The 12,658-nt window shown below is 70.2% G+C and carries 15 protein-coding genes and 1 other RNA gene; 6 read left to right on the forward strand and 10 right to left on the reverse strand.

The window, feature by feature from the left end; all coding sequences use genetic code 11:
- Positions 1 to 7 precede the first annotated feature (7 nt).
- The gene (ppgK, locus tag ACZZZB_RS00245) at positions 8 to 784 is read left to right on the forward strand and encodes a polyphosphate--glucose phosphotransferase (protein ID WP_085510829.1); all 777 of its coding nucleotides are present in this window, start codon (positions 8 to 10) and stop codon (positions 782 to 784) included.
- A 57-nt stretch (positions 785 to 841) separates the two neighbouring features.
- Here the strand turns inward: ppgK and rnpB are convergent.
- The 4 genes from rnpB to ACZZZB_RS00265 form a co-directional block, all read right to left on the reverse strand.
- An RNA gene (gene rnpB / locus ACZZZB_RS00250) (RNase P RNA component class A) lies at positions 842 to 1,208 on the reverse strand.
- Positions 1,209 to 1,279: 71 nt separating this feature from the next.
- Positions 1,280 to 2,017 carry a zinc ribbon domain-containing protein gene (locus ACZZZB_RS00255; RefSeq protein WP_463528689.1) on the reverse strand — a complete coding sequence of 246 codons (738 nt, stop codon included), beginning with the start codon at positions 2,015 to 2,017 and terminating at the stop codon, positions 1,280 to 1,282.
- Between the two features lie 44 nt (positions 2,018 to 2,061).
- On the reverse strand, positions 2,062 to 2,877 hold the full coding sequence (locus ACZZZB_RS00260) for a Nif3-like dinuclear metal center hexameric protein (protein ID WP_159878701.1): 816 nt from the start codon (positions 2,875 to 2,877) through the stop codon (positions 2,062 to 2,064).
- Between the two features lie 36 nt (positions 2,878 to 2,913).
- The gene (locus ACZZZB_RS00265; RefSeq protein ID WP_411558331.1) at positions 2,914 to 3,531 is read right to left on the reverse strand and encodes a LysE/ArgO family amino acid transporter; all 618 of its coding nucleotides are present in this window, start codon (positions 3,529 to 3,531) and stop codon (positions 2,914 to 2,916) included.
- 68 nt (positions 3,532 to 3,599) lie between these two features.
- Between ACZZZB_RS00265 and ACZZZB_RS00270 the strand changes: the two genes are divergently transcribed.
- The 3 genes from ACZZZB_RS00270 (at position 3,600) to ACZZZB_RS00280 (ending at position 5,227) form a co-directional block, all read left to right on the forward strand.
- Complete coding sequence (locus ACZZZB_RS00270) at positions 3,600 to 4,499, forward strand: LysR family transcriptional regulator ArgP (protein WP_463528690.1); 900 nt, start codon at positions 3,600 to 3,602, stop codon at positions 4,497 to 4,499.
- A 63-nt stretch (positions 4,500 to 4,562) separates the two neighbouring features.
- Entirely contained in the window at positions 4,563 to 4,982 is a 420-nt protein-coding gene (locus tag ACZZZB_RS00275) for an organic hydroperoxide resistance protein (protein ID WP_064293757.1), read from the forward strand.
- Between the two features lie 80 nt (positions 4,983 to 5,062).
- Positions 5,063 to 5,227, forward strand: coding sequence for a hypothetical protein (locus ACZZZB_RS00280; RefSeq protein WP_165766994.1), 165 nt, complete (start codon positions 5,063 to 5,065; stop codon positions 5,225 to 5,227).
- 14 nt (positions 5,228 to 5,241) lie between these two features.
- Here ACZZZB_RS00280 and ACZZZB_RS00285 read toward each other — a convergent pair whose 3' ends face one another.
- From ACZZZB_RS00285 to ACZZZB_RS00295, 3 genes are all read right to left on the reverse strand, one after another.
- Positions 5,242 to 5,481 carry a hypothetical protein gene (locus ACZZZB_RS00285; protein ID WP_124769288.1) on the reverse strand — a complete coding sequence of 80 codons (240 nt, stop codon included), beginning with the start codon at positions 5,479 to 5,481 and terminating at the stop codon, positions 5,242 to 5,244.
- 133 nt (positions 5,482 to 5,614) lie between these two features.
- Positions 5,615 to 6,541 carry an aldose 1-epimerase family protein gene (locus ACZZZB_RS00290; RefSeq protein WP_463528691.1) on the reverse strand — a complete coding sequence of 309 codons (927 nt, stop codon included), beginning with the start codon at positions 6,539 to 6,541 and terminating at the stop codon, positions 5,615 to 5,617.
- Positions 6,542 to 6,551: 10 nt separating this feature from the next.
- Positions 6,552 to 7,850, reverse strand: a complete 1,299-nt coding sequence (locus ACZZZB_RS00295) for a kynureninase (protein ID WP_463528692.1) — start codon at positions 7,848 to 7,850, stop codon at positions 6,552 to 6,554.
- Between the two features lie 71 nt (positions 7,851 to 7,921).
- Between ACZZZB_RS00295 and ACZZZB_RS00300 the strand changes: the two genes are divergently transcribed.
- Entirely contained in the window at positions 7,922 to 8,566 is a 645-nt protein-coding gene (locus ACZZZB_RS00300) for an FMN-dependent NADH-azoreductase (protein WP_463528693.1), read from the forward strand.
- 90 nt (positions 8,567 to 8,656) lie between these two features.
- Positions 8,657 to 10,228: a molybdopterin-dependent oxidoreductase gene (locus ACZZZB_RS00305; RefSeq protein WP_463528694.1), complete on the forward strand. Its 1,572-nt coding sequence runs from the start codon at positions 8,657 to 8,659 to the stop codon at positions 10,226 to 10,228.
- Positions 10,229 to 10,253: 25 nt separating this feature from the next.
- Here the strand turns inward: ACZZZB_RS00305 and ACZZZB_RS00310 are convergent, their stop codons facing one another.
- Genes ACZZZB_RS00310 through ACZZZB_RS00320 form a run of 3 tightly spaced genes read right to left on the reverse strand, consistent with a single transcriptional unit; the run spans position 10,254 to position 12,520 of the window.
- Positions 10,254 to 11,030: an SGNH/GDSL hydrolase family protein gene (locus tag ACZZZB_RS00310; RefSeq protein ID WP_085510819.1), complete on the reverse strand. Its 777-nt coding sequence runs from the start codon at positions 11,028 to 11,030 to the stop codon at positions 10,254 to 10,256.
- 45 nt (positions 11,031 to 11,075) lie between these two features.
- Positions 11,076 to 12,119, reverse strand: a complete 1,044-nt coding sequence (locus tag ACZZZB_RS00315) for an LLM class flavin-dependent oxidoreductase (RefSeq protein WP_463528695.1) — start codon at positions 12,117 to 12,119, stop codon at positions 11,076 to 11,078.
- A 50-nt stretch (positions 12,120 to 12,169) separates the two neighbouring features.
- Positions 12,170 to 12,520, reverse strand: coding sequence for a hypothetical protein (locus ACZZZB_RS00320; RefSeq protein WP_079705855.1), 351 nt, complete (start codon positions 12,518 to 12,520; stop codon positions 12,170 to 12,172).
- Between the last annotated feature and the right edge of the window lie 138 nt (positions 12,521 to 12,658).

A 12,658-nucleotide genomic window follows, 5' to 3' on the forward strand; every position in this document is an offset into this window, starting at 1 on the left:
TGGACGCATGACGAACGCAGCTCCCCGGTCCGCCGTCGGCATCGATATCGGAGGGACCGGCATCAAAGGTGCGGTCGTCGATCTCACGACGGGTGCCCTCCTCACCGATCGGGTGAAGATCCCCACGCCGAAGGGTGGCGAGCCGAAGGACATCGTCGTGACCGTGCGGGAGGTGCTCGAGCAGCTGTCCCCGGCCTCCGACGGACTCCCGCTCGGCGTCTGCTTCCCCGCGATCGTCCGCAACGGCCGGACGATGTCCGCGGCGAACGTCTCCGACGCCTGGATCGGCCTCGAAGCCGAGCAGCTGTTCGAGCAGGGCCTCGGGCGTGAGATCACCTTCGTGAACGACGCCGACGCGGCCGGTTACGCCGAGACCGAGTTCGGAGCGGCCAAGGGCGCCAGCGGTCTCACGATCCTGACGACCCTCGGTACCGGCATCGGCACGGCGCTCATCTACAACCGCACGTTGATCCCGAACGCGGAACTCGGGCACCTGGAGATCGACGGCAAGGACGCCGAGACGCGGGCGTCCTACGCGGTCAAGGAGCGCGAGGACCTGAGCTGGGAGAAGTGGGCCAAGCGCCTCCAGAAGTACTACGAGCGCCTCGAGTTCCTCTTCTCGCCCGATCAGTTCGTGGTGGGCGGCGGCGTGTCCAAGCACGCGGACCACTTCCTGCCGCTCCTGAAGCTCGACACCCCGATCATCCCCGCCGTGCACCGGAACAACGCGGGCATCCTCGGCGCAGCCGCGCTCGCCGCCGGCCCCGCCGAACGCATCGCCTGAGCGCTGCGGGGTGCGCTGCGGCGGTTCCGTCGCAGCGCACGTAGTGGGCGTTGGGTGTGAACGGGTCGACCGGTACGCCGGGTTCTGTCCCACGCTCTCGCGTTTGGACGGCCATCTCTCTCGGGACGACGTTGCCGCCGCCCTCTAGCGGTCTACCCGGGAACTTGGCGAGCAGCCTCAGCGTTCCCTGTTGACCTTGCTCCGGACGAGGTTTACCGAGCCGACCGGGTCACCCCGGTCGCTGGTGGGCTCTTACCCCACCGTTTCACCCTGACCGTGGTCGCCCACGGCGGTCTGTTCTCTGTGGCACTGTCTCGCGGGTCACCCCGGGTGGGTGTTACCCACCGCCCTGCTCTGTGGAGCCCGGACGTTCCTCGGCACCGACACCCGGAGGTCTCGGTGACGCGACCGTCTAGCCGGCCCGTTCACGGAGACGAGTCTACCGGCCCGTGACAGCGGCCGCGGACCGCCGGTGTGGTGCAGACCGCGTCCGGCTCAGATGAGGCCGGACTCGTCCGTCCGCACGACGATCGCGGCGCACTCCGGGCACTGCACGACGTCTTCGGACGGTGCTGCGCGGACGGCCTGGAGGTCGTTGCCGGTGAGCGACATCTTGCATGCGCCGCAGGTGCCGGCGCGGAACAGTGCTGCACCGATACCGCCGCGGGCGCGGCGCTGGTCGTAGAGGGCCAGGAGGTCGGCGGGGATGCCGGGTGCGAGTGACTCGCGGTCGGCGGTGAGTCGTGCCCGTTCGGCCTCGAGTTCGACGAGTTCGGCGTCGCGCTTGGCGACGACCTCGTCGAGGAGTTGCTGGAGTCCGGCGCGCTCGGCATCGACCTGGGCGACGGCGTCCTCCGCGGCCTCCACCCGCTCCATGACGTTCAGCTGGATCTCCTCGAGGTTGTTCTGCCTGTTCTGCAACGAGGCGATCTCGCTCTGCAGCGCTTCGACGTCCTTGACGGAGGTCGACGACTGGAGACGGTCGGCGTCGCGCTTCATGCGGGCCGCGACGACGGCGACGTCCGACTCGATGCGCCCGAGCTCGGTCTGTGCGTCGTCGCGGACGCCGACCCGCTCCAGGCGACGGAGGCGGACGGTCTCGATCTCGGCCTGGAGCTGCGCGATGCGCGCGGCCTCGGGGAGGTTCGCCGCGCGGTGGGCGGTGCGCTGCACGCCGGTGTCGATGCTCTGCAGGGTGAGCAACGTCTTCTGGTCTGCTGGGCTGGCTTTCACGTCTGTTCCAAACTCTCGACTCATCACCCTACCGGCCGCGCCGACTACTGGGTGACGACGAAGTCCCACGGGTCGGTACGCAGCTCGCTGACCCGGACGTCGAGTCCCGGGAGCTCTCGTCGGAGCGCATCGGCGGCCCCCTCCAGCCACAGCCACTCGCTCGCCCAGTGGGAGACGTCGACGAGCGCCGGCCCGCCGCCGAGGAGCGCCTGTTCCCGGGCCTCGGATGCCGGGTGATGGCGGAGGTCGGCTGTGATGTACACGTCGGCCGCGCGGACCGCGGGGTGGGACAGGAGCGAGTCCCCCGCTCCCCCGCAGAGCGCGATCCTCCGGACGGCCTGGTCGTAGTCGCCGGAGGCACGGACCCCGGTGGCGGTCGCCGGCAGGATCTCGGCGAGGGCACGTGCGATCGCGCCGAGCGTCGTCTCCTCCGGGAGGTCGCCGACCCGACCCAGCCCGGTCAGGCCGTCGGCGGCAGGGACGATCGGAGCCGGGTCGTGCAGGCCGAGCCGCTGCGCGAGGACGTCCGAGGTCCCGTCGACGACGACGTCGGCGTTGGTGTGTGCGGCGATGAGTCCGGCGCCGCCACGGATCAGGCGCGTGATGAGCGACCCCTTGTAGCGGTCACCCGCCACGGTCGTGACACCGCGCATCAGCAGCGGGTGATGGACCAGCAGCAGGCCGTCGGGGCGCTCGAGCACCTCGTCGACGGTCACGCCGACCGCGTCGACCGCGAGGACCACATGCCCGACCGGCTGGTCCGGGTCGCCGACGAGGAGCCCCGGGGCGTCCCAGTCCTCGGCTCCGGACAGTGGCCAGAGGCGCTCGACGACCGTGTTGACCTCACGCAGGGTTCTCATCACCCGGCAATCCTAACCAGGCCCCCTCGAGCACGCTCAGGGGCGCAGGACGAGCATGATCGCGAGGGCGATCATGACGGCCGCGATCGCGACGTCGAGGATGCGCCAGGCCACGGGCTTCGCGAAGACCCCGCGGAGCAACCGAGCGCCGTACCCCAGAGCGGTGAACCACAGGATGCTCCCGAGGACCGCGCCGGCGGCGAACCACCACCGCCCCACCTCCCCGTGCGTGTTCGCGATCGAGCCGAGGAGGAGGACGGTGTCGAGGTACACGTGGGGGTTCAGCCAGGTGAGGCCGACCACGGTGAGCACCGCCGCCCTGAGTGAGAGGCCGTTGCCACCGCGGTCGGCGGCGAGACCGGACGGGGCGAGCGCACGGCGTGCGGCCAGCAGACCGTAGCCGAGTAGGAAGGCCGCGCCGGCCCAACGGAGGACGACGAGGACCACGGGGAACCGCTCCACGACGAAGCCGATGCCGCTGACACCGGCGATGATGAGCACCGCGTCGGAGAGTGCGCACACGAGGACGACCGGCAGGACGTGCTCGCGCCGGATGCCCTGCCGGAGGACGAAGGCGTTCTGGGCGCCGATGGCCACGATGAGTGAGAGGCCGAGGCCGAGGCCCGCGATCGCGGCCTGCAGTGCAGAGGTCATGCTCCGACCGTAAGAGGCTCAGCATGATGAATCCAGTTCAATATTCTGATGAATCGTAAGATCCTCTTATGATGGATTTTCATTTCGAGCAACTGCGGGCCTTCGTCGCAGCGGTCGACCACGGCACCTTCGAGTCGGCCGCCCGGGAGCTGATGGTCACGCCGTCGGCGATCAGTCAACGCATCAAGGCCCTCGAGCAGAGCGTCGGACGGGTCCTCCTGCTCCGGACCAAACCGATCACCATCACGGCGTCAGGTGAGATCGTGCTCCGCCTCGGCCGCGCGGTGCACCTGCTCGGTCACGACGCGGCGCTCGAGTTGCACGCCGACGACCCGCTCACGCCGGTCACCCCGGCGGTGATCCCGATCGTCGTGAACGCCGACTCCCTCGCCACCTGGCTGCTGCCCGTGCTGGCGGACGTCGCAGCACGGGAGTCGATCGTCTTCGACCTCGCTCGCGAGGACCAGGACCATTCGACCGACCTCCTCCGTGCGGGCAGCGTCATGGCCGCGGTCACGTCGAACGCCGAGCCGGTCCAGGGCTGTACGGTGCGGCCTCTCGGCCGGATGCGTTACCGACCGATGGCGGCACCCGCGTTCGCGACGCGCTGGTTCGAGGACGGGGCGACCGCTCAGGCGCTCACCGCAGCGCCCGTCGTCGTGTTCGACCGGAAGGACGATCTCCAGGACGCCTACCTCCGACGACGTGGTGTCGACCCCGCCGACCCGCCGCGACACCATGTTCCGGCCTCGGCGGACTTCGCGACCGCCGTCGGCCTCGGTCTCGGCTGGGGCATGCTCCCGGACGCGCAGTCCGACGCGCCGCTGCGCCGGGGCGAGCTCGTCGTGCTCGACGACACGGGCGGCGTCGACGTCCCGCTGTTCTGGCAGCAGTGGCGACTCCACTCCCGGCTGCTCGAGCTCCTCACGACGGCGGTGGTCGACGCGGCCCGATCCACGCTGCACTGAACGACTGCCGAGAGGTCCCGGAGAAGGTGCACCGGTCACGCACGACGGTGCAAGGATGGAGCAATGGATATCGCGTACACAGCAGTTGCCCATGCCACCGGAGGCGGACGAGACGGACACGTCCGCAGTGAGGACGACCTCCTCGACTTCGACACCCGTCCCCCGAAGGAACTCGGCGGCAGCGGCGAGGGCACCAACCCCGAGCAGTTGTTCGCCGCTGGCTTCGCCGCGTGCTTCCTCAGCGCCCTCCACGCCGTCGGGCGCACCGCGAAGCTCGACACGAAGGACGCCGAGGTGTCGGCGAGCGTCGGCATCGGATCGAACGGTGAGGGCGGTTTCGGCCTGGCCGTCGAGCTCGACGTCTACGTGCCGAACGTGACGCACGATGAAGCCCAGCAGCTGGCCGACCAGGCGCACCAGGTGTGCCCCTACTCGAACGCCACACGCGGCAACATCGACGTGACGGTGTCGATCGTCGACTGACGAAGCTCCCGCCCGCAAGGGCTGTCGATCGTCGTGTCCGCCGGTTACGCTGGCGGGCACGACGATCGAGAGGAAGCATTATGTCTGATTTCGGGGCGGTCGAAGGCATCCGTGACGAGGGCGCGGCAGCCATGCTGCCGGGGCTCCCGGATGCCGTGGTCGAGGACGAGGCGCTGGATGACGACGCGCCCGCCGAGGACGCAGCAGACGAATCCGGTACGGGTCTCGCCGGCTCAGGGACCTGACGCGGAGATCGCGCTCAGCGCAACATCGACGCGGCGATGACGCCGACGATGCCGAGTTGCAGCGCGAGCACGATGCCGATCGTGATGAAGAGCGTGCTCCAGAGGACGATGTTCCCCAGGAGGACGCCCACGAAGGCCCCGAACCGTCCGCGGGGTCGAGCCGTCGACCGCGCCACCTGAAGCCGCTCGGTCTGCGCGACTCGGGGCGTGGACAGGGTGAAGAGATTCGGGCTGGTGTCCAGGTGCGTGGTCATGCCACCAGTGTCCGTCGACACCCGGGGGCGGCACATCGGACGCCGGGGCGATCATCGCCCCCGTGGCGTCATCCTCTGAGCTGATCCTCCTCCGCCCGTGGGACGGTCGACCGTCCGCCGAACGGCGTGCCGGTCACACCTGCGTGAGTCGGATCCCCCAGGACAGCGACCACCGCTCGTCGGGCTCCAACCACCGGAGTCCGGTCCCGCTGTTCAGCGCATCGGCGGGGGCCGTCATGGGCTCGATGGCGATGGCCTGCGTCGGTCCCTCTGCCGCTGGGAAGTTCTTCGGCGTGTAGACCTGGACGAACCGGAAGTCGTCGTCCGCCCAGAGTTCGACGGTGTCGCCGTCCGGTGCGGTGAGCCGGTGTCGGACGGCACCGTCGACCTGCTGGACCGAACCCAGGCCGACGTCGATCGAGAGGTCGCCCACGCGAGCACCCGAGCGCAGGTCGTACGGGGTCCCGTCGACGGGACGGGAGACGACCGGGATGCGCTGCTCGTCCGTCTCGAACCAGGTGTCGGCGGCCACCGTCACGGTGAGGTCGGCGGTCGGCACGTCGCCGAGCGCCAGGTAGGGGTGAGCGCCGACGGCGACCGGCGCGGGGCGACCCGACCGGTTCACGATGGTGTGGGTCACCCGCAGGCCGTCATCGTCCAACGTGTAGGCGACCGAGGTGTCCAGGCGGAACGGGTAGCCGTGCTGCGGGAACACCGAGGCGAGCAGGGTCACCGCGTGATCGGTGTGATCCCCCGCCCGGTATCCCGTGTTGCGCAGGAGACCATGGGAGGCGTTCCCGGTCGCTGCCTCGGTGACGTCGAGCTGCTGCGGTTCACCGTCGAGTGTCCACCGGGCATCGCGGACGCGGTTGGGCCACGGCACGAGCACCATCCCGCACCCCATCGGGGCGACGACGTCCTCACCGAAGGACTGCACGAGGGTGCGTCCGCCGACCGTCAGTTCGCGCAGTCCGGCGGCGAGTTCGGTGACCGTCGCTCGGACCTCGCCCCGCGGACCGGCGTGGTGGAGACGGTACTGGGTTCCAGAGGCAGCGGGCATGCCGCCAAGCCTACGACGGACGTCCGCCAGGCGGGGTGGATCCGTGTGAAGCCGCCCACCGGTGGACGGCCTCGGCGATCCGGATCAGCCCGAGTTCGAGCTCGGCGAAGCCGGAGCTCAAGGGTGCGACCCCGATGCGGAGACCGTCCGGGTGCCGGAAGTCGGGGATCACGCCCGCATTCCAGAGCAGCGGGGTGATCTCGCGGAACGACGGGTGACCGAGCGTCACATGTCCACCGCGACGCGCCGCGTCACGAGGGGTCATCACCCTGACACCGGAGCCCGCGAGGTGCTCATCGGCCCAGGAGATCGCGAACGTGGTGAGCGCCACGGACTTCGCCCGGATAGCGGCGACACCGGCGGACTCGATGAGCGTCAGCGAGTCCTCGAGCGGCAGCATGCCGACGATCGGTGGTGTCCCGCTGAGGAACCGGCGCATCCCGACGGCCGGCTGATAGGCGTCGGCCATGGCGAAGACGTCGGCGGCGCCCATCCACCCCTGGATGGGCTGGAGGAGCCGGTCCTGATGGCGCGCCGCGACGTAGGCGAACGCAGGGGCACCGGGCCCGCCGCCGAGGTACTTGTAGGAGCAGCCTACCGCGAGGTCCACGCCCCACTCGTCGAGCTCGATCGGGACCGCACCGGCGGAGTGGCACAGGTCCCAGAGGACGAGTGCTCCCGCCTGATGGGCGATCGCGGTCAGCTCCTCGACGTCGAGCAGGGCTCCGGACCGGTAGTCGACCTGGCTGAGCACGACGAGCGCGGTCTGCTCGTGGACCACCTCGCGCAGCTGGTGCGCGGCGACACCGTGGACCGGGTCGGCGTCGATCCATCGGACGCGCAGACCCCGCTCAGCGGCGATCCCCTCGATCACGAAGCGGTCCGTCGGGAAGTTCCCCGCATCGATCACGAGCTCGTCGCGCCCAGCGGCCCCTCCGGCGGAGGTCGTCGCGTCGACCGCCGCGCGGATCAGCTTGTACAGCAGCACGGTCGTCGAATCGGCGACGACCGTCTGGCCGGGTGCTGCACCGAGCACGACCGATCCCAGGCGGTCGCCGAGGGTCAGCGGCAGCTCGAACCAGCGGTCGTCCCACGACCGGATGAGCCGCGTCCCCCACTCTCCCGCGATGAACGACTGCAGCCGCTCCGCCGTGGCCCGCAACGGCCGCCCCAGGGAGTTCCCGTCGAGGTAGGCGACGACGCCCTCGGCCGGGACGAACGCCGCGCGGTGTTCCGCGAGCGGGTCGGCCTCGTCGAGGACCTGTGCGTCCTGGCGGGCGGACGTGGTGGGGGCTGGGGCGTCGACCATCCTGCGACGGTAACCGCCTCCGGTGCGCGCCGCAAGGAAGCGGACGGGACCCGGCTTGCTAGCGTTGCCGCATGCCAACCCTCCTGCACCTCGACTCCTCCGCCGATCTCGACACCTCCCGGTCCCGCCGGCTCTCGCAGGCCGTCGTGGACGCCTGGTCGACCGCCGACCCCACCGGCATCGTCGTCCGTCGCGACCTGCACCTGGATCCGCTCCCCCACCTCGCCGACGCGAGTCTCCACTGGGCGCCGGCCGACCGCCGCCCCGGTACGAACCCGCCCGCCGAGGCCGAGACGCTCCAGCGCGTCCTGCTCGACGAGCTGCTCGGCGCCGACATCGTCGTGATCGGCGCGCCGCTCTACAACTTTTCGATTCCATCGTCACTCAAGGCGTGGATCGACCACATCCACGTGCCTGGTGTCACCTCCGCGGACACGGGAGCGCTCACCGGCCGGCCGGTCGTCATCGCCACCAGCCGCGGGATCTCCTACGACGCGGGCAGCCCGACCGAGGGTTGGGATCACGAGGTGCCGGCGCTGCGGACGCTGTTCGGCGGGGCGCTCGGCATGGACGTCCACGTCATCACGACGAGTCTGACCCTCGCCGACCGTGACCCGGCGCTCGCAGCGCAGCGCGAACGGAGCGAGCAGGAGTTCGCCGAGGCCCTCCGACTTGCGTCCGAGACGGGACTGCGGCTGGCCGTCTCGACGGCCTGAACGCCGAGACGGCTGGCGGACTGCGGATCCGACCCGTCTGATCCGGGCAGTGCTCCGAACTCCTGTCGAGCCACGATCAGGGAGTAGCACATGCCATCGAAGCACCAGACCGGCACCACACGGAGCGGACGACGTCTCGTCTGGTTCGCTGCAGCACTGTCCGGCATCGTCGCAGCAGCGGTGTTCCTCGCGATCGCCGAGCTGGCGGCGCTGTTGTTCGCCCGCGGCAGCAGTCCACTCCTCACCGTCGGATCGTTCGTCATCGACATCGTCCCGCGGTGGGCGAAGGAGTTCGCGATCGAGACCTTCGGTGGCAACGACAAGATCTTCCTCCTCGTGAGCCTCGGGGTCGCCGTCGTGATCGCCGCGGCGATCGCCGGGGTCCTGCAGCAGATCCGTCCACCGCTCGGTGTCGTGGTCCTCATCGCGGCCGGCGTCTTCGCCGGTGCGACGACCGTCACCCGTGCCGGTGCCACCCCGCTCGCCGTCGTCCCCGTGATCCTCGGTCTGGCGGCCGGTGTCGTGATCCTCGTCCTCCTGAGTCGTCGCCTGCCGAAGCGAGCCGCGAACGGCTCGGACGACGAGCGCGCGGCGTTCGACCGCCGAGGCTTCTTCCGCGTGGCCGGCATCGCGGCGGCCGGTGCCGTCGTCGTCGGCGTGGGCGCACGCCTCGTGAACGTCACCACCTCGTCGATCACGGCCGTCCGCGACGCCCTCAAGCTCCCGGCGCCGAAGTCGACCGTCACGATCCCCGACGGAGCCGAGGCGGACGTCGACGGCCTCAGCCCGCTCTTCACACCGAACGACAAGTTCTACCGCGTCGACACCGCGCTGACCGTGCCGACGGTCGACCCGGCCACCTGGACGCTCACGATCGACGGCATGGTCGGCGAGCAGGTGCAGATCACCTTCGAGGAGCTCCTCGCCATGGGGCTCGACGAATACGTCATCACCATGACCTGCGTCTCGAACGAGGTGGGCGGCAACCTCCTGGGCAACGCGAAGTGGCTCGGTATCCCCGTGCGCGACGTCCTCAAGCGGGCGATGCCCGACTCGAAGGCCGACATGGTCCTGTCCACGAGCGTCGACGGCTTCACGGCGAGCACGCCGCTCGAGTCGCTCACCGACCCGAGCCTCGACGCGATCCTCGCCGTGGCGATGAACGGCGAGCCGCTGCCGCTCGAGCACGGCTTCCCCGTGCGCATGGTCGTCCCGGGCCTCTACGGCTACGTGTCGGCGACCAAGTGGCTGACGAAGCTGACGGTCACGACCTTCGACAAGGACGAGGCCTACTGGACCCCGCGCGGCTACGACGCGAAGGCGCCGATCAAACTCTCCTCGCGGATCGACACGCCCCGCATCGACAAGCAGCTGCCGGCCGGACCGGCGAAGATCGCGGGCGTCGCCTGGGCGCAGACGGTCGGGATCGCCAAGGTCGAGGTCAGCATCGACAACGGCGACTGGCAGAGCGTCAACCTCACGACCGCCATCAACGACGACACCTGGGTGCAGTGGTGGATGGACTGGGAGGCGACCGCCGGTACGCACTACGTCGCCGTCCGTGCGACCGACAAGGCCGGGAACCTCCAGATCGAGGAGCAGGCGCCGATCGCTCCCAACGGATCCTCCGGCTGGCAGCGGACGCTCGTCCGCGTCGGCTGACCGACCCGCGGCTGACCGGTGTCGGTCAGCCGCGGGTGTCGACCGGCTGCAGCTGGGCGATCTTCGGTTCGCGACCGTCGCCCGAGGACCGACCGGTCAGGCGGCGCCCGATCCACGGCAGCACGTGCTCGCGGTAGTAGGCCGCGGTGCGACGTTGACGCGGACCGGGCGGCGCAGCAGCGACGTCGTCGATACCCCACTCCTCCGGGACCGGCACGTCGAGCGCCGTCAGCACGTTGCTCGCCACCCGGGCGTGGCCGAGGGCGTTGAGGTGCAGGCGGTCCACCGACCAGTATCGGAGGTCGGCGAGCGTCCGATCGGCCCAGTTGTCGACGAAGGTGACCCCCTCGCGCGGGTACCGCACCCTGACGGCCTGGGCCAGCTGCTCGCCGCGGCGGGCGAGGAGCGAACCCATCGGGATGTGGGCCGAGGGGTTCGCCCCGCTCAGCAGCAGCACGTGGGCACCTCCGGCACGCAGTCGCTCGACCGCACCGTCCAAGCGGTCCGCGACACCGTCGATCGACACCCGCGGGCGCATGATGTCGTTGCCGCCGCCGTTGAAGCTGACGAGGTCCGGACCCATCGCGATCGCTCGGTCGAGTTGCTCGTCGAGGATCGGTAGGAGCTTCCGCCCGCGGATGGCGAGGTTCGCGTAGCTGACCGTCTCCGTGGACGCCCGGGCGAGGCCGAGGGCCACGAAGTCGGCCCACCCGCGAAGGGTGCCGTCCTCCCGGAGATCCCCGTAGCCCTCACTGAAGCTGTCGCCGATGGCCACGTACCGTCTGAACCCGTGCTGCGTCATACCTGCACTGTACGCGCGACCGGAAGCCGTCTCCGACCGGTCCGCTCAGGCCGGACGGGACTCCCCGTCCGCGGCCGGTCGCCAGCCGAGGGCGGGCCCGAGTGCGCCGGCGATGTCGGTGAGCAGCTGCGTGTAGTCGTCCGGTTCGAGCGTGAACGGCAGGGCGAAGGCGACTTCGTCGACCTCCTGGAATCCGGCGTGCTCGTGCAGCCGCTCCGCGATCTCCGCACTGCTGCCGACGAGGTCCTCCGCGAAGAGCATCCGACGCGGTCCATGGGCGACACCGACGCGGTGCCGTCTCGAGTCGACGTACTCGTGGTACCGGGCGCGTTGGGACGCGGTCGCGGAGTCCGTCGGGATGACCACGAGCCCCTGTGACACGCGGGCCTGCTCACCCGCCGGGTGGAGTTCTCGGAACCGACGCACCTGGGCGGCCTGGTTCGCGGCAAAGTCCGTCGTGCCGTCCTCGGCGGCGATGACGCTGCTCGTGAGCAGGTTGAAGGAGTGCTCGCCGGCCCAACCGGCCGACCGCAGGCTGCCGGCTCCGTACCAGAGCCGCTCCGCCAGACCGTCGGCATGCGGCTCGACCCGCGAGGAGTAGTCCTCCTGGCCCTCACGACCGGCGCTGTCACTGACGACGTCACCGCGGATGAAGGAGCGGAGGCGGAGGACGCGGTCGTAGCCGAGGTCCTCCTGGTCGAGCGTCGACGGATAGATCGCGTGCTTGAACGCGTCGAACCGCATCGGCTCCCCGGTGCTGAAGCCGGGAAGCAGTCTGCCTCCCGAGAGGACGTCGACCGTGCCCAGATCCTCCGCGAGCCGGAAGGGGTTCTCCGCGCCGAGCGGTGTGACCGCGGTGCCGAGTGCGATGCGCTTCGTGCGCTGCGTCGCGGCGGCGAGGACGGCGACCGGTGAGGAGATGCCGAACTGCAGGTGCCGGTGCCGCAGCCAGGCACTGTCGAACCCCAGTCGTTCACCGAGCTCGATGAGCTGCAGGGTCGCCTCGTGCCCCGCCGCCGGCTCCTCGGGGTCGAACAGGCCCATCGTGAGGAAGCCGAGTCTGCGGAGCGGTGCTGAGGATCGGGCCATGCATCGACTCTACGACGCCGCCGGAGCCGGACGTGCCCGCGCCGCGGGTGTCAGCTCGGCGACCCGGCCAGCACGGTGAACATGGCGCCGAGGCTTCCGAGGATGAACAGCATCGTTCCGAGCTGCATGGTCAGCGACTTGTTGCGTGACGCGGTCGGGACGTCCACCTCGAGGATCGGACACCCGGACCAGCCCAGCAGGCCGATGCTCAGACCCACGATGACCGAGCAGCACCACCACACCACGCGGAGTCCCTCGGCGAGGACGGCCGGCCGCCAGCCAGAGCTGAGGAGGAGTCCGAGGACGATCGCGGTGCTCCCGACCGCGACGCCGAACCAGACGGTTCCGGTGCGCATGATGCGCTGGACGTTGTTCTCAGGTGACATGAGGTCCTGTGACACGTGGTGCGGCTTTCTCGAGGTTCCGATTCCTGACGCGGGCCGCGGCCGGCGATCATGGTCGCTCGCAGCCCCGAACAGGAGCATAGACCCGCTCAGGACGCCCGACTCCCGTTCGACGGGGGCTTGCGCCGACGGGGG

The sequence above is a fragment of the Plantibacter sp. AC185 genome (assembly GCF_979258065.1).